23 protein-coding genes are annotated in these 23,127 nt (G+C 31.3%); 19 read left to right on the top strand and 4 right to left on the bottom strand.

The annotated features are described in order from the left end of the window. Window positions 1-238 precede the first annotated feature (238 nt). From ubiE to ACZ451_RS10590, 3 genes are read left to right on the top strand one after another with little or no spacing between them, the layout of a single operon-like run. Window positions 239-967, top strand: a complete 729-nt coding sequence (gene ubiE / locus ACZ451_RS10600; protein WP_464212196.1) for a bifunctional demethylmenaquinone methyltransferase/2-methoxy-6-polyprenyl-1,4-benzoquinol methylase UbiE — start codon at window positions 239-241, stop codon at window positions 965-967. A 3-nt stretch (window positions 968-970) separates the two neighbouring features. Further along, window positions 971-1,717 carry a type IX secretion/gliding motility protein PorT/SprT gene (porT, locus tag ACZ451_RS10595; protein ID WP_464212194.1) on the top strand — a complete coding sequence of 249 codons (747 nt, stop codon included), beginning with the start codon at window positions 971-973 and terminating at the stop codon, window positions 1,715-1,717. Window positions 1,718-1,755: 38 nt separating this feature from the next. Further along, on the top strand, window positions 1,756-2,571 hold the full coding sequence (locus ACZ451_RS10590; RefSeq protein WP_464212193.1) for a sulfurtransferase: 816 nt from the start codon (window positions 1,756-1,758) through the stop codon (window positions 2,569-2,571). Between the two features lie 158 nt (window positions 2,572-2,729). On the opposite strand, the gene ACZ451_RS10585 is transcribed toward ACZ451_RS10590, so the two are convergent. Next, window positions 2,730-3,452, bottom strand: a complete 723-nt coding sequence (locus ACZ451_RS10585) for a TrmH family RNA methyltransferase (RefSeq protein ID WP_464212191.1) — start codon at window positions 3,450-3,452, stop codon at window positions 2,730-2,732. A gap of 42 nt (window positions 3,453-3,494) precedes the next feature. Between ACZ451_RS10585 and tamL the strand changes: the two genes are divergently transcribed. The 6 genes from tamL (at window position 3,495) to ACZ451_RS10555 (ending at window position 11,660) form a co-directional block, all read left to right on the top strand. Further along, window positions 3,495-6,071, top strand: a complete 2,577-nt coding sequence (tamL, locus tag ACZ451_RS10580) for a translocation and assembly module lipoprotein TamL (protein WP_464212189.1) — start codon at window positions 3,495-3,497, stop codon at window positions 6,069-6,071. A gap of 65 nt (window positions 6,072-6,136) precedes the next feature. Beyond that, window positions 6,137-7,204: a class II fructose-bisphosphate aldolase gene (fbaA, locus tag ACZ451_RS10575; RefSeq protein ID WP_464212187.1), complete on the top strand. Its 1,068-nt coding sequence runs from the start codon at window positions 6,137-6,139 to the stop codon at window positions 7,202-7,204. Between the two features lie 35 nt (window positions 7,205-7,239). Continuing rightward, window positions 7,240-8,100 carry an acetyl-CoA carboxylase, carboxyltransferase subunit beta gene (gene accD / locus ACZ451_RS10570; RefSeq protein ID WP_464212185.1) on the top strand — a complete coding sequence of 287 codons (861 nt, stop codon included), beginning with the start codon at window positions 7,240-7,242 and terminating at the stop codon, window positions 8,098-8,100. A gap of 113 nt (window positions 8,101-8,213) precedes the next feature. After that, window positions 8,214-8,723 carry a hypothetical protein gene (locus ACZ451_RS10565; protein WP_464212183.1) on the top strand — a complete coding sequence of 170 codons (510 nt, stop codon included), beginning with the start codon at window positions 8,214-8,216 and terminating at the stop codon, window positions 8,721-8,723. 182 nt (window positions 8,724-8,905) lie between these two features. Beyond that, window positions 8,906-9,175, top strand: a complete 270-nt coding sequence (gene rpsO, locus ACZ451_RS10560; RefSeq protein ID WP_464212181.1) for a 30S ribosomal protein S15 — start codon at window positions 8,906-8,908, stop codon at window positions 9,173-9,175. A 235-nt stretch (window positions 9,176-9,410) separates the two neighbouring features. Further along, complete coding sequence (locus ACZ451_RS10555) at window positions 9,411-11,660, top strand: polyribonucleotide nucleotidyltransferase (protein WP_464212179.1); 2,250 nt, start codon at window positions 9,411-9,413, stop codon at window positions 11,658-11,660. Between the two features lie 52 nt (window positions 11,661-11,712). Here the strand turns inward: ACZ451_RS10555 and ACZ451_RS10550 are convergent, their stop codons facing one another. Together ACZ451_RS10550 and ACZ451_RS10545 are read right to left on the bottom strand one after the other, a co-directional pair. Beyond that, on the bottom strand, window positions 11,713-12,966 hold the full coding sequence (locus ACZ451_RS10550) for an acyloxyacyl hydrolase (RefSeq protein WP_464212177.1): 1,254 nt from the start codon (window positions 12,964-12,966) through the stop codon (window positions 11,713-11,715). 135 nt (window positions 12,967-13,101) lie between these two features. Then, window positions 13,102-13,725 (bottom strand): hypothetical protein, encoded by a 624-nt coding sequence (locus ACZ451_RS10545; RefSeq protein ID WP_464212175.1) that lies wholly within the window; start codon window positions 13,723-13,725, stop codon window positions 13,102-13,104. Window positions 13,726-13,840: 115 nt separating this feature from the next. Between ACZ451_RS10545 and ACZ451_RS10540 the strand changes: the two genes are divergently transcribed. The 10 genes from ACZ451_RS10540 (at window position 13,841) to ACZ451_RS10495 (ending at window position 22,413) form a co-directional block, all read left to right on the top strand. Further along, on the top strand, window positions 13,841-14,812 hold the full coding sequence (locus ACZ451_RS10540) for a hypothetical protein (protein ID WP_464212173.1): 972 nt from the start codon (window positions 13,841-13,843) through the stop codon (window positions 14,810-14,812). Between the two features lie 132 nt (window positions 14,813-14,944). Continuing rightward, window positions 14,945-15,808 carry a sigma-70 family RNA polymerase sigma factor gene (locus ACZ451_RS10535; protein WP_464212171.1) on the top strand — a complete coding sequence of 288 codons (864 nt, stop codon included), beginning with the start codon at window positions 14,945-14,947 and terminating at the stop codon, window positions 15,806-15,808. Between the two features lie 168 nt (window positions 15,809-15,976). Further along, window positions 15,977-16,207 carry a VF530 family protein gene (locus tag ACZ451_RS10530; protein WP_464212169.1) on the top strand — a complete coding sequence of 77 codons (231 nt, stop codon included), beginning with the start codon at window positions 15,977-15,979 and terminating at the stop codon, window positions 16,205-16,207. Continuing rightward, window positions 16,207-16,656: a tRNA (cytidine(34)-2'-O)-methyltransferase gene (locus tag ACZ451_RS10525; protein ID WP_464212167.1), complete on the top strand. Its 450-nt coding sequence runs from the start codon at window positions 16,207-16,209 to the stop codon at window positions 16,654-16,656. Before ACZ451_RS10530 ends, ACZ451_RS10525 begins: the two co-directional genes overlap by 1 nt. A 45-nt stretch (window positions 16,657-16,701) precedes the next feature. Continuing rightward, entirely contained in the window at window positions 16,702-17,361 is a 660-nt protein-coding gene (rpe, locus tag ACZ451_RS10520; protein ID WP_464212165.1) for a ribulose-phosphate 3-epimerase, read from the top strand. Window positions 17,362-17,367: 6 nt separating this feature from the next. Then, window positions 17,368-18,330, top strand: coding sequence for a YpdA family putative bacillithiol disulfide reductase (locus ACZ451_RS10515; RefSeq protein ID WP_464212163.1), 963 nt, complete (start codon window positions 17,368-17,370; stop codon window positions 18,328-18,330). An 83-nt stretch (window positions 18,331-18,413) separates the two neighbouring features. Beyond that, a complete protein-coding gene (locus tag ACZ451_RS10510) occupies window positions 18,414-18,725 on the top strand; it encodes a hypothetical protein (RefSeq protein ID WP_464212161.1) in 312 nt (103 codons plus the stop codon). Window positions 18,726-18,776: 51 nt separating this feature from the next. Continuing rightward, window positions 18,777-20,744: a tetratricopeptide repeat-containing sensor histidine kinase gene (locus ACZ451_RS10505; protein ID WP_464212159.1), complete on the top strand. Its 1,968-nt coding sequence runs from the start codon at window positions 18,777-18,779 to the stop codon at window positions 20,742-20,744. 90 nt (window positions 20,745-20,834) lie between these two features. Beyond that, the gene (locus ACZ451_RS10500; RefSeq protein ID WP_464212157.1) at window positions 20,835-21,479 is read left to right on the top strand and encodes a response regulator; all 645 of its coding nucleotides are present in this window, start codon (window positions 20,835-20,837) and stop codon (window positions 21,477-21,479) included. Window positions 21,480-21,501: 22 nt separating this feature from the next. Beyond that, entirely contained in the window at window positions 21,502-22,413 is a 912-nt protein-coding gene (locus ACZ451_RS10495; protein WP_464212155.1) for a DUF6268 family outer membrane beta-barrel protein, read from the top strand. Window positions 22,414-22,417: 4 nt separating this feature from the next. Here the strand turns inward: ACZ451_RS10495 and ACZ451_RS10490 are convergent, their stop codons facing one another. Further along, entirely contained in the window at window positions 22,418-23,122 is a 705-nt protein-coding gene (locus tag ACZ451_RS10490) for a hypothetical protein (protein ID WP_464212153.1), read from the bottom strand. Window positions 23,123-23,127 lie beyond the last annotated feature (5 nt).

Genomic DNA, 23,127 nt, shown 5'->3' with positions numbered 1-23,127 from the left:
TGCTCCCTAATTTATTAGAAAACTAGGAGTTATTTAAATTGGAATCTATTAGAAAGTAAAACATTGTTAATGCAAGTGGTTTATAGATTTCTGTTTCTATACTAACACAAAATTACATAATTTTATTTTGTTCTTCTTTACATTTATTTACTAAAAAACTACAAATCAGATCATTTATAACTCATAAATAGCTATTCATAAGCTAGTGCTATATTGTATATTTGCAAAAAAAGCAGATATGAGCAAAAAAGTTACCCCATATAAAAATTCCGATTTAGGAAAAAAAGAACAGGTAACAAAAATGTTTGATACAATTTCTAAAAATTATGATGGTCTTAACCGTATTATTTCTTTTGGAATTGATATTAAATGGAGAAATCGCGTGGTAGCCATTCTTAAAAAAAAGCAGCCTCAAATTATCCTAGATATTGCCACCGGAACTGGGGATTTAGCTATTAATCTTGTAAAAACAGGTGCTACAAAAATAATAGGGTTAGATATTTCTCCAGGCATGTTAGAGGTTGGACAAAAAAAAGTGCAAGAAAAAAAGCTTACTGATCAAATAGATATGATAGTAGGTGATAGTGAAAACCTACCTTTTGAAGATAATACCTTTGATGCAATTACTGTAGCCTTTGGTGTTCGTAATTTTGAAACATTAGAAACTGGACTTTCAGAAATATATCGTGTCCTTAACAAAGGAGGCACTTTTGTTGTTTTAGAAACTTCTATACCTACTAAAACACCTTATAAACAAGGCTATCACTTTTATACCAAATACATTTTACCAAAAATAGGAAAGGTGTTTTCTAAAGACAATTCTGCTTACGAATACCTATCAGAATCTGCAGCAGTTTTTCCATATGGAGAAGCTTTCAACAATATTTTACGAAAAATTGGGTTTATAGCTATAGAGAACAAACCCCAAACACTTGGGGTAGCATCTATATATGTAGCTACAAAGTAAAATATGAAGAAGACTTTTTCCTTGTTGATATGCCTATTGATAGGCTTATTGGCAACAGCACAGTTTAATGAAAGACCTGTTTTAAATTTAGAAAACGAGGATAAAGCATTCCTTAATTGGGGCTACTTCCTTGGCTTTAATCAGTATGATTTTAAATTTAATTACATAAACGATACTCGGGACGTAAATGGCAGATTCCCTAATGGCGAAGACAATTTAGTAGTTCCTAATATTGGTTTTAATGTAGGACTTATTGGCGAAATGCGTATTAATCAATTTTTAGATTTACGCTTTGAGCCTGGACTTTTTTTTACACAAAGAAATATCGCTTTTAGAGACCCAGGATTTGATATTTTCCCTGCAAATGAAAGAGTAAACAGGCAAATTGTAGAAGCTAAATCTACATACATTAATTTTCCTTTATTGCTAAAAGTAAGTACAAAACGAATTGGAAACTGGAAACCTTATCTTATTGGCGGTGCTTCTGCATATTTAAATTTAAGCAGTAATGAGGATCGCTTAGACGATAATAGCTCTGGAACTTTTAGAACTACAAAAAATGGGTTTAATTATGAATTAGGTTTTGGAATTGATTTTTATCTAGAATACTTTAAGTTTTCCCCTTCTATAAGAGGTGTTTTTGCTATTACAGATGAATTGGTTCCAGATAACGACCCAAATAGTCCATGGACAAGTAATCTTAGCGGATTACGTACAAGAGGAATTTTTGTGAATTTTACTTTTGAATAGTATTTTAAAGTATATTAGGTGTTAATTTTTAAATACTAATGTTACCACCAATTGTATCTACTTCTTGGCTCACTGAAAATTTAAATCACCCCAATTTAATTATTCTAGACTGTAGTCCTTTATCTAATGTATCTGGGCTGCAAACAGATGTCCAAAATCTTCAGATTAGTGGCGCACGTTATTTTAATCTTAAAGATAATTTTAGCGATCCTAACAGTCCATTCCCAAATACTTTACCATCGCCAAAAGCATTTGAAGATGAATGTAAAAAGCTAGGAATTAATAACGAAAGTACCCTTGTTATCTATGATAATTTAGGCATTTATACAAGCCCAAGAGTTTGGTGGATGTTTAAAACCATGGGACATGAAAACGTTACTGTATTAAATGGTGGTCTACCTGAATGGATAAAACAAGAAGGAGCAACTGAAGAAAAAACCAATAAACCATTTCCGTCAGGTAGTTTTAAAGCAAATTTTAATGCTAACGCCTTACAAGATATCAATGCTATTTCTAAAAATATAACCAATCAAGAATCACTAGTCATTGATGCTCGTTCCAAAGGTAGGTTTAATGGTACTGCACCGGAACCAAGAGACAGGTTACGATCTGGAAATATTAAAAATTCTATAAATATTCCCTTTCAAAATGTTTTACATAATGGAAAGTTTAAAACTAAAGAAGAATTAAAATTAATTTTTAGTAGTATTGATGCTCCTACAAAACCACTAACGTTTACCTGTGGTTCTGGGCTTACGGCTTGTATTGTACTATTGGCAGCAACATTAATAAACGATAATCCTAAAGCAGTTTATGATGGCTCTTGGACAGAATGGGCTACGGTTAGAGGTTAGAGGTTAGAGGTTAGAGGTTAGAGGTTAGAGGTTAGAGGTTAGAGGTTAGAGGTTAGAGGTTAGAGGAAAATATTTTTTTACACCACAAAACAATTAAACTCATAAACTTTTTTATAACCTTATAAACTAGCGCATAGCGCCTAAACTCTTAAACTTTTTTAATCCCTTCTTATTTCATTTAGCAGTATAGCCGTTGCAGTAGCCACATTTAAGCTTTCTGTAGTTTTTTCTCCAAACTGAGGAATACTAATTTTAGTTGTAATCGCTTTTTCTATTGAATCGGAAATACCATTTGCTTCATTACCCATTACTAAAACACCTTTTTCTGGTATTTGAGTAGTGTAAATAGGTGCTCCATCCATAAAAGCTCCAAATACTGGCATTGAAACATTCTTTATATATGTTTCTAAATCTGCATAAACAATATTAACTCTTGTTATAGACCCCATAGTAGCTTGCAATACTTTAGCATTATAACAATCTACGGTATGCGTCCCACAAAGTAAATGTTGTATTCCAAACCAATCGCACAAACGAATTATGGTTCCTAGATTTCCTGGATCACTTACAGCATCTAAGGCTACCACCCAACCGTGATCGTTTATTGGTTTTGGATCTGGAATTTTGAAAATCCCTAAAACAGTATTCGGAGTTTTTAAATTGCTTATTTTTTTTAGCTCTAGCTCGGTAATTAGTACAGCATTGTCCTGATGTTGTTTAACAAATACTTCATCCGTACTATATAATTTATAGATGTTAAAATGAGCAACCAAAAGCTCATTCACAAGTTTTTTTCCTTCAACAACAAAAAGCTGATGCTGATTTCGGTACTTTTTTTGCTGTAAGCTTTTTATAAATTTTATTTGACTTTTACCAACCATACAAATAATGTACTTTTGATTTTTAAGAGACCCTTTTAGAATTTGAGAAAAAACAGCGTAAAAATAGGCTTATTATTATTAAGTATCATTGTTACATCATGTAATGCACTAAAAAGAGTAGACGATGATGAACTTTTACTTAATAGCAATACTATTTATGTGGATGGTGAAAAAGTGATATCCGAAGATGTTAAAAGCCTCATCATACAAAAACCAAATAGCAATATATTAGGGTATCCCTTTAAATTAAACCTTTACAATTTAGCGAAACAAAACCCAGATTCTTCCTATCAGGCTTGGCTTCATAAAAAAGAAAAAAGAGAAAAACGCTTAGAAAACCTTTTATCAAAAAAACAACTGAACCGTTTAGGAGAATCTTTTTTTACTACTGGATATAGTAATTGGCTTAAAAAGATTGGCGAAGCACCCGTAATCATAGATACTTCCAAAACAAAAAAATCTTTAAACAGGTTAAAATTATACTACGGAAACAGAGGTTATTTTAATGCTAAAAGTACTTTTGAAATAGATAGTTCCAAAAGAAAACAGCGAGCTTCTATACGCTATAAAATAAATTTAGGGAAGCCATTTTTTATAGATTCTACTACTACTAAAATCGCCTCAAAAGCTATAGATTCTATTTATAAAATACACCAAAAAGAGTCTTTTATTAAAAATAAGAAACAATTTGATTTTAAAAATTTTAATAATGAAAGAGATCGACTTACTGCAATTTTTAGAAATAATGGTGTTTGGGGTTTTCAAGAAAGTTCTATTACCTATGATATCATTGCGGATACAACTGTAGCAGGCAATGATCAAAAAATGAATCTACAATTAAAAATAGACAATCTAAAAAAGCGAGGCGATTCTATTACTAAAACCGAATATAAAGTTTATACTATAAATAAGGTAAATATCTTTGCAGATCACCTATTTACCAATAATCCTAATGATCTAAAATCTATAAAGCACAACGGATATACCATATATTACAAAGACAAGCTTAGATACAAACCTAAAGCACTTACTGATGCTATTTTCTTAAAAAAAGATAGTGTCTACTCAGATTTAAATAGATTAAGAACCTACAGGCAAATTAATAACTTAAATAATTTTAAATATCCAAATATTGAGTTTTTGCCTGATAGTTTAAAAAACACTTTAATTTCTAATATTTATTTATCAGCTCAAAAAAAATATAGCTTAAATTTAGAAACAGATGTAACACATTCTAACATACAAGTAGCAGGTATTGTAGTATCGCCCTCTTTAAATATTAGAAATATATTTGGTGGTGCAGAAAATTTAAGTATTAGTGGTCGGGCAAATTTAGGGGCATCTAATGCTGAAAACAATGTAACGAATAATGATCGGTTTTTTAATATTCTTGAATTTGGTGGAGATATTAGTTTAGATTTTCCCAGAATATGGTTTCCACTTATTAATACCGATAAAATTATTCCTAATTATATGCTCCCTAAAACTAGAATTTCTATAGGGTCTAGTTTTCAAGAAAATATTGGTTTAGACAAGTTAACATTTAATGCCGTTTTGGGGTATAATTGGACACCATCTAGTAATACCAAAAATAATCTAGAGTTATTAAATGTTCAGCTTGTTAGAAATTTAAATACAATGCGTTTTTTTAATGTATATAGAAACACTTATAATCAATTAAACACCATTGCAGATGCAGAAAATTTCCAAAATAATCCTGTGCTTTCTAATTTTTATGACAATTCTGATAATCGTGATTTAAGGATTCCAGATGGCGCTGATGATTTCATCGAATTTGTTACCGAAAGACGAATAGCCTCAACTCCAGAACAATTTAGAGCCATAAATAGTATCGCAGAAAGAAAAGAACGCTTAATAGAAGACAACCTAATCTTTGCTAGCAATTATTCCTTTAGTAAAAACAACAAAGAAAGTTTAACCGATCCCAGTTTTTATCAATACAGTATTAATGTAGAAAGTGCTGGAAATATCTTATCCTTACTTTCTAGAGCTATTGATTTTAATGAAGACGTAAATGGAGATAAAACAATCTTAGATGTACCCTATTCTCAATATATAAAAACAGATTTTAATTTTATAAAGCATTGGAATTTACAACGTTCTAATATTTTAGCATTCAGGAGCTTTTTTGGTATTGCTATTCCTTATGGAAACTCGGACAATATTCCTTTTATTAAAAGTTACTTTGGAGGAGGATCTTATGATAATAGAGCATGGACACCCTATTCTTTAGGACCAGGAAAAACAAAAAACATAAATGATTTTAATGAAGCAAATCTCAAATTAGCATTAAACTTAGAATATCGCTTTCCTATTGCGGGCAGTATAAAAGGGGCCTTATTTGCTGATGCAGGTAATATTTGGAATGTATTTGATAATGTAGATGATCCTGATGCTACTTTTAATGGATTTAGCTCTTTAGCGGATACCGCATTGGGTACAGGTTTTGGCCTTCGTTACGATTTATCGTATTTTGTTTTTAGGGTAGATGTTGGCTTTAAAACATATAATCCGGCAGAAGAACCTTCTCAAAGATGGTTTAGAGATTATAATTTTGCAAATTCAGTATTACAAATTGGTATCAACTATCCTTTTTAAACATGATTATTTTATTACTTTTGCCCTTTTAATTAATACATCAAAAAATTTAGAAATTAAAAATTATGGCTCATAACATAAAACCAGGAGTTGCAACAGGAGACGAAGTACAAGAAATATTTAATTATGCGAAGGAAAAAGGATTTGCATTACCAGCGGTAAACGTTATTGGCTCAGATACCATTAATGGTGTTCTAGAAACTGCAGCAAGCTTAAATGCACCCGTTATCATTCAATTTTCTAATGGTGGAGCGCAATTCAACGCAGGAAAGGGTTTATCTAATGAAGGGCAAAAAGCTGCAATTGCTGGTGCTGTTGCAGGTGCAAAACATGTTCATGAGTTAGCAAAAGCATACGGAGCTACTGTAATTTTACATACAGACCACTGCGCAAAAAAATTATTACCTTGGATAGATGGTCTTTTAGAAGCTAGTGAAAAACATTTTGCTGAAACAGGAAAATCTTTATTTAGCTCACACATGATTGATCTTTCTGAAGAATCAATTGAAGAAAATATAGAAATCTGTAAAGAATATCTTGCTAGAATGGCAAAGATGAATATGACACTGGAAATAGAATTAGGTATTACAGGTGGTGAAGAAGATGGTGTTGATAATTCTGATGTAGACGATTCTAAACTATATACTCAACCAGAAGAAGTTGCGTATGCTTACGAAGAACTTTCTAAAGTTAGTCCTAGGTTTACAATTGCTGCTGCTTTTGGAAATGTTCACGGTGTTTACAAACCTGGAAATGTGAAATTAACTCCAAAAATCCTGAAAAACTCTCAAGAGTATATTTCTGAAAAATATGGGGTTGAACACAATCATATCGATTTTGTTTTTCATGGTGGCTCTGGCTCTACAGTAGAAGAAATTAGAGAAGGTATTAGCTATGGTGTAATAAAAATGAATATTGATACCGATTTACAATATGCTTTCTTAGCTGGTGTTCGTGATTATGTTCAAGATAAAAAAGACTTTTTACAAGCACAAATAGGAAATCCTAACGGTGCTGATGAGCCTAATAAAAAATTCTACGACCCAAGAGTATGGTTACGTGAAGGTGAAAAAACATTTGTAACACGTTTAAAAAAGGCATTTGAAGACCTTAATAATGTAAACACACTATAAAGAAAAAAGAATCCGTTTAATTAAATATTCAGTCTATGTCAGCTTGGTTTAAAAGAACAGAAAAAGGAATACAAACAGCAACGGAAGAAAAGAAAGACACTCCTAAAGGTTTGTGGTACAAATCGCCTACAGGAAAAATTGTAGAGTCAGAAGATTTAGCCAAAAATTTTTATGTAAGTCCAGAAGATGATTACCATGTTAGAGTTGGTAGTAAGGAATATTTTGAAATCCTTTTTGATGATAATAAGTTTAAGGAATTAGATACAAAACTTAGTTCTAAAGATCCTTTAAAATTTGTAGATACGAAGAAGTATTCAGATCGATTGAAAGCTGCACAACAAAAAACAAATCTTAAAGATGCTGTTAGAGTGGGTATAGGCAAATCTTTAGGTAAAGATATTGTAATCGCTTGTATGGATTTTAGTTTTATAGGTGGATCTATGGGAAGTGTTGTTGGTGAAAAAATTTCCAGAGGAATTGATTACGCTATCAAAAAGAAATTACCTTTTTTAATGATATCTAAATCTGGTGGTGCACGTATGATGGAAGCAGCCTTATCTTTAATGCAATTGGCAAAAACTTCTGCCAAATTAGCGCAACTAGCTGAAGCGGGTTTGCCATATATTTCTTTATCAACAGATCCTACAACAGGAGGAACTACTGCATCATATGCCATGCTTGGAGATATTAATATTGCTGAGCCAGGTGCTTTAATAGGTTTTGCAGGACCCCGTGTAGTTAAGGATACTACAGGTAAAGATTTACCAGAAGGGTTTCAATCTGCTGAATTTGTACTAGAACATGGATTCTTAGATTTTATAGTACATCGAAGTGACCTAAAGAAAAAAATTAATCTTTATATAGACTTGATTCAGAATAATCCAGTTCGAAATTAAAAACGTATGTATTAAAACATACTTTGTGTTAGACTATTTTAACTTCTACTTTTAGTTAAAATAGTCTAACTTAGTTTCAGAGACTTTTAATTTAGAATCTTAATTATTTAGTTATGAAATCATTTACTACTTTATTTTTAAGTATCCTATTATGGCTTTCTAGCTGTTCTACCGATAAAATAAACGAAGATTTAAATACTTTAGATATCGAAACCAATACAGAAACGAATACAGAAACTGATGGTGTAGGAGCAGTAACCAATGTAAGCGTTTCTGGCTCGGAAAATGAATACCGTTTTAGTGTAACGGTGAGAAGTCCAGACACAGGCTGTGATCAGTACGCAGATTGGTGGGAAGTAATTGATTTAGAAGGAAATTTAATTTATCGAAGAGTTTTAGGACATAGCCATGTAAATGAACAACCTTTTACACGTTCTGGAGGTCCCATAGCAATTTCTAGAGATCAGCAAGTATATATAAGAGTACATATGAATAATTCTAGCTATGGCGTTAATGCCTTAGAAGGAAATGTTTCTGGAGGGTTTACTGCTACAGAACTGGAAATTGATTTTGCAAAAACTCTAGAAAACGAGGCGCCACTACCTAATGGTTGTGCATTTTAAACCAAAGAATGATATTGAATTTACGATTCCAAATGATAAGGAACTAACATTACCTACAATTAACACACCTCAATAAGCAGATATTATTTTAAAATAATAATTCAGTTTACAGAATAATTGTATATTTGCGCCCAGATTGAAAATCAATCACATACATAAAAATCATTTAAAATAATATTGGAATGTATTTAACAAAAGAAGTAAAAGCTGATATTTTTAAAAAATACAGCAAAGATGAAAAAAACACAGGTTCTGCTGAGGGGCAAATCGCTTTGTTTACACACCGTATCAATCATTTAACGGGTCACTTAAAAAACAATCGTAAAGATTATAATACAGAGCGTTCTCTAGTAAAACTAGTAGGTAAAAGAAGAAGTCTTTTAGATTATTTAATCAAAAAAGATATCACCAGATACCGTGCAATAATAAAAGAATTAAATATTAGAAAATAATTTTCAAAAAAGGGGAAAAGCTTAGCTTTTCCCCTTTTTAATATACTGATTTTAGGATCAGTACTTTTGCAAAAACTTGTTATGTATGATAACGAGTTTAACGTAAAAAAGCTTGCAAATAGTTTTTCATTGGTCGCACACAACTACAACAACACAACACTGTCCGTCTAGGTAAGACGCAAAGACCATTGTTTAATTAACTTGTTAAAAATAGTGCAAGTTATAAATCAAATTTATGATTCCAAAAGTATTTAGAGAGGTCATAGACCTTGGTGACGGTAGAGAAATTTCTATCGAAACCGGAAAATTAGCAAAACAGGCACACGGTTCTGTTGTTGTTCAATCTGGAAAATGTATGTTATTATGTACAGTAGTTTCCAATTACAAACAAAGTGATGTAGATTTCCTACCCCTTACTGTAGATTATCGGGAGAAATTTGCTGCTGCTGGGCGTTACCCTGGAGGTTTCTTTAAAAGAGAAGCAAGACCAAGTGATGGCGAAGTATTAACGATGCGTTTAGTAGATCGTGTTTTACGTCCGTTATTTCCAAAAGATTACCATTCGGAAACGCAAGTGATGATACAGTTAATGTCTCATGATGAAGATGTAATGCCAGATGCAATGGCTGGTTTAGCCGCTTCTGCTGCGATTCAATTATCAGATTTCCCTTTTGAATGTGCTATTTCTGAAGCCCGTGTTGGTCGTATTAATGGAGAGTTTATCATTAATCCAACAAGAGCGCAACTAGCCGAGTCTGATATTGACATGATGATAGGTGCTTCTGCTGATTCCGTTATGATGGTTGAAGGTGAAATGGATGAGATTTCTGAAGAAGAAATGACAGAAGCTATCAAATTTGCACATGAGGCTATTAAAGTACAATGTGCTGCACAATTAAAATTAGCTGAAGCTTTTGGTAAAAAAGAAGTACGTGAATACGAGCCAGAAAGAGAAGATGAAGTATTAGCACAAAAAATTCATGGCATGGCATACGACAAAGTATATGCTGTAGCTAAAGCAGGTTCTGCAAAACATGAAAGAGGTGCTGCATTTGCAGAAATTAAAGAAGAAATAAAAGCTACATTTTCTGAAGAAGAATTAGAAGATTTTGGCGGGTTGGTTTCTAAGTACTACGCTAAAGCTGAAAAAGCTGCAGTTAGAGATTTAACTTTAAAAGAAGGTTTGCGTTTAGATGGTCGTAAAACAGATGAAATTAGACCTATCTGGTGCGAAGTAGATTATTTACCCTCTACACACGGTTCTTCTATATTTACCCGTGGAGAAACACAAGCATTAGCAACAGTTACTTTAGGAACTTCTAGAGAAGCGAATCAAATAGATATGCCTTCATATGAAGGCGAAGAAACTTTTTATTTACACTATAACTTCCCTCCTTTTTCTACTGGAGAAGCAAGACCTATTAGAGGAACATCCCGTAGAGAAGTTGGTCATGGTAATTTAGCGCAACGTGCCTTAAAAGGCATGATACCAGCTGATTGCCCTTACACTGTACGTGTGGTTTCGGAAGTATTAGAATCTAATGGTTCCTCATCTATGGCAACAGTTTGTTCTGGAACTATGGCACTTATGGATGCTGGGGTACAATTAAAGAAACCTGTTTCTGGTATTGCTATGGGCTTAATTTCTGATGCAGATTCTGGAAATTATGCCGTATTATCTGATATTTTAGGAGATGAAGATCACTTAGGCGATATGGATTTTAAAGTTACTGGTACTGCTGATGGTATTACTGCTTGCCAAATGGATATTAAAGTGAAAGGCTTGTCTTATGAAATTCTTGTAAATGCTTTAAAACAAGCTCGCGAAGGTCGTTTACATATCTTAGGTAAATTAACAGATACTATTGCGGTTCCTAATGCAGATGTTAAATCGCACTCACCAAAAATGATTACCAGAAGAATTCCTAATGAATTTATTGGTGCATTAATTGGTCCTGGAGGTAAAGTAATTCAAGAACTTCAAAAAGAAACAGGTTGTACCATTGTTATTAATGAAGACCCTGTTACCGAAGAAGGTATTGTTGAAATTTTAGGTACTGGCGCTGACGGTATTGCTGCTGTAGAGGCTAAAATAGATTCTTTATTATTTAAACCAGAAGTAGGCAGCGTTTACGAAGTAAAAGTAATTAAAATGTTAGATTTTGGGGCTGTTGTTGAATATACAGATGCTCCAGGAAACGAGGTATTATTACATGTAAGTGAACTAGCTTGGGAACGTACAGAAAATGTTTCTGATGTGGTAAACATGGGTGATGTTTTTGATGTAAAATACTTTGGTATAGACTCAAGAACTCGTAAAGAGAAAGTATCTAGAAAAGCAATTTTACCAAAACCAGAGGGTTATGTTGCCAGACCACCTAGAGATAATAACAGAGGTGGACGTGATAATAGAGGTAGAGATAATCGCGGACGCGATAATCGTAGAGACGATAGAAAACCTAGAGAAAGTAAAAAAGAAGATTAAATTTTTCTTTTTTGATGGTATAACATCTGCAAAGTTTTAAACTTTGCAGATGTTATTTTTTTACATCATTTTTTATGGGCAACCGATGTACATACCCTATAGTAAGTTCACTAAAATCTGCCTGACCTAAATTTGCGTTAATAAAAGCTCCTATAAAGAAATTATTTTTGGGCATTTTATTTGTATTAAAAAGATAGTATTTTAGACCCATTCTACTAGATGCAAAGCGTTTAATTTCAAAATAAGTATTCAATTCGCCTGGCTTTACAATTTCTTCACCATTAGCTGAAAGAAAAGAAAAACCTTCATTCTCATTTATTTGCCAATCTATTTTATAAAAAGGTTTATGAAAGTTTAACCCAATATTTATTTCCATTCCCACATGATTAAGTAAAAGTTCTGCACTACCAAATACGCCAAAACTAGAGGCATTTAATATAGGGTGTTTTTTAAAATTAGGTTCTTGTTCACGAATTAAAGCACCATCATTAACTATATAGTCATAATAGTGTTGATAAAAATTATAGTATAGCCCCACTCCAAATTTGTAGGTCTTATTGATGATTTTACCAGCGGAAAATGCAGTACTAAAAACAGGTTTTTGTGAATTAAAAACTCTAGAGAAAGAATTGACACCAATTCCAAAACGCCCAGTGTAAAACCATTCTAATTGTTTTTCTGGCGGGTTAACTTCTATATTTTTATAACTAGATATATGCTTCCCAAAGTTAGTAGAAACCGAAAAAAGTGCTGAATTAAATCCTTTGTTTGGTTTTTTGGTATGTCCATTTGAATAATGCATATAACCCAAACCCAATCTCCAAATAGCATTTTTGTTATTTAGAAAATCATAATAAAAAATAGTGTTGTAAGTCCAGTTTAAATTTGTAGAAATTCCTTTATTAAAAGCATTCGTTTCTAGATTGTACTTTTTTGTTACATAAGATCCTCCAAAAGCCACATACATATTAAAATGTTTTGCAACAGAAAATTCTATATAAGGCATAAGGTTGTATGCATATCCCAAAAGGTTTTTATTCCCAAAATCAGAAAACACAAAAGAAATACCCGTTTTAGGTTTATTTAAGTAATATGCCCAATCTTCATTTTTACCAGAATGTAGCTTTCCGATCTTTAAAAAAACACTTTTTTGTAATTTCCGTTCTGGAAATCCTGTATTGGAGTCGCTTAAATAACCTATTAGCAGATCTGAGCCAAAATAATTAAAAGGTTTGTTATTTTGCGAAATACTTAAAAACGGTAATAAAAATAAAAATGCTAACGCATAGCGAAATAATAATGGCATTAAACAATAAGTAAGGTTAAAGTCATAGCTAAAATACAGTTAAAGATTTAAAAACGCTGTTTTTTAGACTATAATCTCCTATACTTAATGACATCTATTAGGTATTATCCAATAATTTATTATAAATAATTATTTTTAAAACTGATACGCAATCTTAGGAACATAAAACAAACTCCCAATATTATCTTCTAAGGCGCCTTCTAATTTATAGGGAGCATATTGTACATTTAATCCAATCGTAAAAACACTATATTTTGTTTTCACTTCCCATTCTAAGCCAGGTGTTACTAATATAGCGCTGATATTTTCATATTTAGTCTGCCCTTCATCACCTTCATAAAATGGATTTCTAGCATCTGTAGTTATATTTGATAGGCCTAAGCCTAAATTTAAAACTAACTTACTATTTTCTTTTTGAATCATATTTTTATCAAAACGTAAAAAAGCATTCATCATAAAAGTAGCCCTAGCACTTAATGTATCTATAGTTCTTCTATAAATAAAATCTTCTTTCTGGTTTGGTATTACAAACTGTGTAACAAAGGCTATAGCTTTCTTTTTTCTAATTTTATAAGATAAACTCACTTCAATAAGTGGCGAAATCCCTAAAACATCAGTTGATTGATCTTGTGGAATAAAAACCCCACCTCCTATTTTAAAAGAAGGTTTATTATCAAACATATACTTTACATCATCACTTTGACCACACATGGTAATAGCAAACAAGAAAAAACTTAAAATTGAAATCTTTGTTTTCATTTTTTTGAATTTAAATTTGATTTCAAAATTATTGCAATAATCACATTTTAAATATTATCTATTACAATTGAATAATTAATTTTTTGCGATTATCACAAAAAATTAATTATATTGAATGATGTTTCAAAAAGAATTAGTACACTACCTACAGAGTAGTATCCCTGAAAATACTTCTTTAATAGAACAAGTAGCCATCGCTTTACAAATAAGCTATGATGCAGCACATAGAAGGGTGAGTTTAAAAAGCAAGTTCTCTTTAAAAGAAAGTGTTTTACTGGCTAAATATTTTAATATTTCTTTAGATCGCTTATTTGGTTCTGTAAAAGAAACCTATATCGCTGTTGAAAAAATAAAAAGCATTTGTAGTGAGAACGATTTAATACAATACTTTAAAAACTCATACAACTCATTACTTCCACTCATCAAACAAAAGGAAAGTAGAGTGCTCTATTCTGCAAAAGACATTCCTATTTTTTATCACTTATCGCATAATGATTTTAGTTCTTTTAAATACTATGCTTGGCTTAAACTGTTAGACCCATCGTTTCATACAAAAAGTTTTGAAGATTTTACGCCAAGTTTAGCTCTTATACAAGCTGCTAAAAAATTAGAAAGTCTATACCAGAACTTAAATATTACTGAAATGTGGGATATTACCACTATAAATAGCTCTTTAAAACAAATACACTTTTATCATAAAGCTGGGCAGCTAAACACTGACACTGCTATACAATTATGTACGTTATTAAAAGAGATTATACAGAAGATCTTTCATAAAATTTCTATTCAGGAGGACCAGTTTTTGTTTTACCACAATGAATTGCATTTAATGAACAATACTGTTCTTGTAAGCACACCACATCAACAATCTTTATATGTACCAGTTACATTACTATCGTATTATGCTACAACAGATAGTACCACATGTAAAGAAGTAGAAGTTTTTTTAAAAAGACAATTAAAAGGATCTAAACTTTTAAATACAGCTGGAGAAAAAGAAAGAAATTTATTTTTCAATAAAATCTATGCAAAAATTAATGCGCTCCAAGAACTTATAAAAGCCACTCAACTATTAGATTTTGAGTAGAAAAACCCCAAATATTGGTTTTTTATCTTAAAAAATGAAAATTTAGCACTTATATTGTAACTTTTTTTGTTTTTCTACGTATAAGTTAATGCAGTCTATGCATAAAGAAAATAATTAAGAAAGAAAAATACAATGAGACAGCTAAAAATTACAAAACAGGTTACCAATAGAGAAACCGCTTCGTTAGATAAATACTTACAAGAAATTGGAAAAGTAGATCTAATTACAGCTGATGAAGAAGTAGAATTAGCGCAACGTATTAAAAAAGGAGATCAAGTAGCTTTAGAACAATTAACTAAGGCTAACCTAAGATTTGTGGTTTCTGTAGCAAAACAATATCAAAACCAAGGGCTTACGCTTCCTGATTTAATTAACGAAGGAAACCTTGGCTTAATCAAAGCTGCTCAACGTTTTGACGAAACTCGTGGATTTAAGTTTATTTCTTATGCAGTTTGGTGGATTCGTCAGTCTATATTACAAGCTTTAGCAGAACAGTCTAGAATTGTGCGCTTACCTTTAAATAAGATTGGTTCTATAAACAAGATTAATAAAACTTTTGCATTCTTAGAGCAAGCGCACGAGCGCCAACCTTCTCCAGAAGAAATTGCAAAAGAATTAGATATGACTGTTGATGATGTAAAACAGTCTCTTAAAAATTCTGGACGCCATGTATCTATGGATGCTCCGTTAATTGATGGTGAAGATTCTAACTTATATGATGTTTTACGAAGTGGTGAATCTCCAAATCCGGATAGAGAATTACTACATGAATCGCTTAGAACAGAAATAGAAAGAGCTTTAGAAACCTTAACACCTAGAGAAGCAGATGTAATTCGCCTATATTTTGGTTTAGCAGGGCAACACTCTATGACTTTAGAAGAAATAGGAGAAACTTTTGATTTAACCAGAGAGCGTGTACGTCAAATTAAAGAAAAAGCAATCAGAAGATTAAAACACACTTCTAGAAGTAAAATATTAAAAACATACCTTGGTTAATACAATAGTTTAAAAAAATTGAATTACAATTTTGCGCTCCTATTGGAGTTTAGCATTTAAAATTGTAATTTGTGAACGTAACAACAGTTATCATGACTGTTCGTTTTTTGATTGATGAATAAACTCCGGCTGATTACCGGAGTTTTTTCATTTATACAAATTAAGCCTATGGAAAATAACACAAAACAAGAACAGCCAAACAATCCGCTCCATGGAATTAAACTGGCTGATATTTTAGAATATTTAGTTGAAAAATATAGTTGGGCAGAACTTTCTGAAAAAATTAACATCAATTGTTTTAAAAGCAATCCAACTATAAAATCTTCCTTAAAATTTTTACGAAGAACGCCTTGGGCAAGAAAAAAAGTAGAACAACTTTATTTAAAATCAATTCAATAATGCCATTAAATATTGTTTTAATAGAACCCGAAATACCAAATAATACAGGAAATATTGGGAGATTAAGCCTTGGTGCTGGGTGTCATTTACATTTGGTAAAACCTTTTGGTTTTGTTTTAGATGATAAACGCGTTAAGCGTGCCGGGCTAGATTACTGGAAGCATATTTCACTTTTTATATATGATAGTGTAGAAGATTTTTTTAAGCAACATCATAACAAAGAGCTTGCTTTTTTTTCCAGTCATGCTCAAAAAGAACACTGGTCTTTACCTTATAAAAACAATATGTTTTTAGTTTTTGGAAAAGAATCTGTAGGATTACCAAAAGAGATTACTCAAAAATATAAAGCGCATTTATATAAAATACCACTCTACAGCGAACATATTAGAAGCCTTAATTTAGCGAATGCCGTTAGTATTGTTGTTTATGAAGGCTTAAAGCATATATAAATCGCAATTCATTACTTTTGTATAAGAATATAGCACTACAAGCAAATGAGTACAATAAAAATAGCACCTTCACTACTAGCAGCAGACTTTGGCAACCTACAACGCGATGTAGAAATGGTAGAGCAAAGTAATGCAGACTGGCATCATATAGACATTATGGATGGTGTTTTTGTGCCTAATATTTCTTATGGTATGCCTGTTTTAAAGGCAATACAAAAACATGCAACTAAACCTTTAGATGTGCATTTAATGATTGTAGATCCTGATCGGTACATAACAACTTTTGCAGAGCTAGGAGCTGCTAACCTTACTGTTCATTTAGAAGCTTGTACGCATTTACATAGAACTTTACAAGCCATAAAAGCCGAGGGAATGAAAGCTGGCGTTGCTTTAAACCCTCATACAAACATATCCCTTTTAGAAGATGTCATAAATGATATTGATTTAGTCTGTCTTATGAGTGTTAACCCTGGTTTTGGAGGACAATCTTTTATAGAAAACACCTACGATAAAGTAAAAGCATTAAAGCAATTAATTACAACAAAAAAGGGTTCCACTTTAATAGAAATTGATGGTGGTGTAACTTCTAAAAATGCAAAAGTTTTAGCCGATGCTGGGGCTGATGTATTAGTTGCAGGCAGTTTTGTTTTTAAAAGTGATACTCCGATAGATACCATAAAACAACTTAAAGAATTAAGAGGATAATTTTATATGATAGATCTTATTATTGTTGGAGGCGGGCCTATTGGAATTGCTTGCGCATTAGAAGCTAAGAAAAATGGCTTAAGCCATTTAATTATAGAAAAAGGGCCTATCGTAAATTCGCTTTTTAATTACCCTGTTAATATGCAATTCTTTTCTTCGTCAGAGAAATTAGAAATAGGTGATGTTCCATTTATCAGCAAAGAAGCAAAACCAAAAAGAAATGAAGCTTTAGAATATTACAGGCGTATTGTAATTAGCAATCAGCTAAACATCCATTTATTTGAAACAGTAGAAAATATTACAAAAAACAAAGCTTACTTTACTGTAAAATCTAATAAAAAAAAATACGAAGCAGCTCATATTGTTATTGCTACTGGCTTTTATGATATTCCAAATACCATAAATGTAACTGGAGAAGAGTTAGACAAGGTTTCGCACTATTATAAAGACCCACATTTTTATGTTAGTCAAAAAGTAGCTATTGTTGGCGCTAGTAATTCTGCTATTGATGCTGCATTAGAGTGCTATAGAAAGGGAGCAGAGGTAAGTCTTATTATTCGTGGACCAGAAGTTGGGCAACGCGTTAAATATTGGGTTAGACCAGATATTATCAATAGAATTAAAGAAGGTAGTATTAAAGCATATTATAACGCAACCATAAAAGAAATTACTGCAACAACAATTGCTATAAACACTCCAAAAGGAATCATAACATTAGAAAATGATTATGTTTTAGCATTAACAGGATACAGGCCTAACTTTTCTTTTCTAGAACGTTTAGGTATTCAACTGTCTGAAGATGGAAAAAAACTTCCACAATACAATCCTGATACCATGGAAACCAATATTAAAAATCTGTATTTAGCTGGGGTTATTTGTGGCGGTACAGAAACGCACAAATGGTTTATTGAAAATTCAAGAATCCATGCTAAGCAAATTATAGAATCTATTTTAGAAAAAAAGAAATAACTTTTAAAATCCCTGAAAACCGGGTATTTTTTCTAATTTTTTATGCAGTATTTTGAGTTGTCTTAAATCTTAAAATTCTAACTATGATTTTTTTTTCAATACTAATGAGTAGTTTCATTATTCTATTTTTCTTTTCTGGTAAGGAAAAAACAACAATTCAGGATACATCTACATACAGTAAAAACAACATACTTGAATATATTTTAAAGGTATGCAGCGATACATTTCATTATAATACCTTTATACGCACTAGCGGTAACATCACTCCTATATACAATGCTAGCAAAAATTCCAAGATAAAACTAAAAACTATGATTACTGATGCTTTTACATCAGAAATTATGCCTAAAGGTTTCTGGGAATTAGACAATTTTTACAGGTCTGAAACCTTATAAACAGAAAAAGATAAATAATAAAGGATTACTACTTATCTTTAATTTATATTCATGGTTCCAAAAAAAAATAAAATAGCATTTGTATTCGGTGTATTCCTATACAGCTACCTTCTTCTGTTCTTAAACTTAGTATTGGCACAGCATACTCCAAAAGGCGTTGCTTCGGTTAAAAAAGATACAACATCACAAAAAATAACATTTGGATGGTCTAAGAGAAAGGTAGATAAGTCTTTACTAGAATACTATAAAGCATTAAAAACTACAACATATGGCACAAAACGCTTTTCTGTTATAGAACAACTCATAGCGCATCATACTAAAAAAAGCATTACAGATTCCATTTTACATTATGCCAATTTATATCGCAAAGAAATTAATAACTGGAATCAGACCACAGCTATAAAACAACATTATTTAGCTAGGGCCCATTATTTTTTAAGCACAGGTAATTATTTAAACGGACTTACAGATAATGCGATAAAATGGCATATAAAAAGCTTACAAGATGCAGAAAAAGTGGGTCTTACTGAGTTTCAGTACAAAAACAAATTGGGCTTAGCAAAATGTTATATTCAAAAAACAGAATTCAAAAAAGCAATTGAAATTCTTAATCAGGCAGCGATAGATTTTTCACCTGAATTTCCTTCTTTAAAAACAAAAAACAGTTTATTGTTAGGAAAGGTATATCGACTTCAAAAGGAATATGAAAAATCTAAAAACAATTATAATGAAGCTTTTGAAATTGCAAAATCTTTAAATGATGTAGAAATGCAACTCATGACACGTTTGGAATTGGCCCAACTTCATGAAGCGCAAAAAGAATTAGGTGCTGCATTTCAAGAGTATCAAAACACCAGAGAAGAAGCAAAAGCTAAGGGCTATGATGGCATCTATTTTGAAGGTTCCTTATTACTTGCCAAGTATTATTTTAATGAAGGGTTCTATGAAACAGCTTCTATTGCCTTATCATTTGCGCATATTAATGCACTGGAAACAGAAAACCTACAGTTTCAAAGAGAGTCACTTATTATACAATCTAAATGCTTTGCTAAACTAGAAGACTATAAAAATGCTTATGCGGTAATGACGCAACTTTTTAATGTCATATACGAAATAAAGACAAAGCAGCAACGTGAAATTATTAAGGAGTTAGAAATACAATATGAAACACTTCAAAAAGAAAAAGAAATTTCTGATTTGCAAGAAGCTCAAATTAAAAAAGAAGCCGAATTAAAAAGGCAAAAAACCATAAAAACAGCATTCTTAATAGGTTTTCTAGTCATCTTAATCCCAATTTTTGCATTGTTGTACACCTATTATCAAAAATTACAAGCCCAAAGTCAATTGGCAAAAAAACAGGAAGAAATTAATAATCAAAAAGTAGCAGCATTAAAACAAGAGCAAGAACTTAATTTAATAAAAGCAGCTATTGAAGGGCAAGATGAAGAACGAAAAAGAATAGCCCAAGAATTACATGATAGTATAGGAGGAAATTTAGCAGGTATTAAATTACAATTAGCAAGCTTACACAGAGGCACTGAACAGCTTAAAACCATAGGAAGTCAATTAGATGAAACCTACCAATTGGTTAGGGATATATCGCATACCTTAATTCCTAAAAAATTTAAACAAAATGCTTTTACAAAACTGATTAAAGATTATATCGCAACCATTTCAAATACAGGACAGCTCAATATCAGTTTTTATCCACACCCAGAAAATACAATAAACACATTGGATGAAAAAATACAAATGGAAATTTTTAAAATCATTCAAGAATTAATGACGAATACAGTAAAACACGCTCAAGCTAGTAATATAGATATACATCTAAATAGTATAGACAATGAATTATCGTTATTATTTGAAGACAATGGGAAAGGTTTTGACTGTCACAAAACTTCAGAAGGTATTGGTTTTTCTAATGTAAGAAGTAGGGTTGAAAAATTAAAAGGTAATTTACATATCGATTCTACTATAGGAAGAGGTTCTGTAATTTCGATAGACATCCCTGTTTAAATAGATCAAATTTTCTCATAATTACGGATATTTTAGCTTAAATGAATTGAAGTCCTTATTTTTATATCTTACTATTAAAAAGTAAGACTCATGAAGTACAATCTTATCATTGCAGATGATCATAAAATGTTTATTGATGGATTAATGAGTATTCTTAAAGATGCTCCAGAATTTTCAGTGATACTAACGGCAAAAAATGGGGCACAAGTTGCAAAATATCTAGACATAAATGGTGTTGATAATATACACTTATTAATTACTGATTTAACTATGCCAGAAATGGATGGTATTGCGCTTAATAAAATTGTAAAAGAAAAGTACCCATCGTTAAAAACTTTAGTGGTTAGCATGCATATAGATGGTGGAATGATAGATCAACTTATCAGAAATAATGTTGATGGCTATGTTCCTAAAAATGCTGAAAAAGAAGAATTACTTGATGCTATCAACACTATAATTAAAGGCGATAAATATTTTGCTCCTGAAATTAAAAAAGCATACACAGATGCAATGTTTGAGGAGAAAAAAAATAAAGAGATTGCTTTAACAACTAGAGAAAAAGAGGTTTTAAAATTAATTGCTGAAGAAAATACAACGCAAGAAATAGCAGACACTTTATTTTTAAGCAAACATACTATAGAGAGCTATCGAAAAAATTTAATTTCTAAACTGAATGTCAAAAATTTAGCTGGCCTTACCAAACACGCCCTTAAAATGGGGCTTTTAGACACTTAAATATTATTTTTAATAATGCATAATGTCCAAGTATATCGCTATAATTAGTATGCATCGTTCTTTAATTATTATTGGTATCTGCATATTATCTGTAACGCATACTTTTGGACAATTATCAGATCTAGTGCGTGTAGACTTTACACATATTCCTAAAGGAAAATCAGATAAAGAATATAATAGAATTAGAGCTTTACTTAATTATCCTATTAAACTCAAAAAAGATAAATATCTATTTTTAGGATTAGATTATAGCACAATAGAATTAAATTTTAATGATGAAATAATAGGCTTTGAAAAAAGTAAAATAGCCGATTTTAAATTATTAGATTTTAATATTGGATATACTTTTTTAATGAAGAATGATTGGCGTTTTGCAGCTAGGTTAACACCAGGTTTCAGCTCAAATTTATCAGCTAAAGCCATCCGTATCGATGATGTTGTATTTTCTACGGCAATTTTATTTATTAAAGATAAAAAAGAAGATGATTTAACAACAAAACCGTATCGCTTAATCTTGGGGATTTCTTATTCTGAAAATAGGGGTATTCCCTTCCCTATTCCCTTTGTTAGTTACTACAGAAAGTTTCATCCAAAATGGTCTTACAACATTGGGGTCCCTAAAACAAATTTACAATATCACTTTTCTAAAAAATCAAGATTTAAACTTGTCTTTCAATTAGATGGTTTTACTTCCAATATTCAAGAAGGCCTCCTTGTTAATAATATAGATGAAGCTAAAATTCTTAATGTTTCATTAATTACTGGTGGGCTGCAATATGAATATAAATTAGCAGAACATGTGGAGTTTTTTGCTAACGCATCTTATATTTTAAATAATGCTGTAAACTTAAGAGATCGGAAACTTAAAACAATTGCTACCTTAAATAATAAAAATACCTTTTATATGAGAAGTGGGTTCCGTTATAAAATATAAGTGATCAGTTGTACATTTCTAAAGCACTCATTTTCTCTTTAATAGTATCAGGATTCATATATCGCTGATTTTCTGGCGATGTAGCAGAAGTAAGATCACTAGAAGCACCCTTCCATTCTTTAATCCCTAAGGCTTTACGTACATAAGTACTCCAATCTAAAAGTTGATAGCCTAAACCATGTGTTATAGCGATATGATCTGTATGAAACTCAAAACTATCTACAAATTTTGGATTAAGAATTTTAAAGGATAATCCAATGATTTGAAAACTATTTTTGTTCTTATAGTCAAAAACATGCCCTAATTCATGCCCTAAAACGCCTATTTGAGCATTATAAGGAAGTTTAGAAAATAAAATTGGCGCAAGGGTAGTGTTTGTTCCAGTACTAATGGTGATAATATAAGTTCTATTTTTCTTTTTTTTAAAGATACTAGTGATTCGGGGTCTACAACTTAATGGCGTTTTTCGTTTGCGTAGTCTAAAAACAATTTTTGTGTTATTTAATTCTGGATAATAGGAAAGGGCTATTAAAGCTTGTTTTTTTATAAGTCCAGGTATTTTCTTTTTTTGGAGATCCCCTTTATAAGTAAAAGTATTTTTTTCTCCCTTTTTAAATTCTATCACAGGACTTTGCGCTGTAATTTTAAGGGTGTTGAATAAGCAAAAAATGATACAAAAATACCATCTTATGCTAAACTGCTTGTTCATTCTTT

The organism is Allocellulophaga tsushimaensis (genome assembly GCF_055383085.1).
This window is presented reverse-complemented; position numbering and strand designations above follow the sequence as displayed.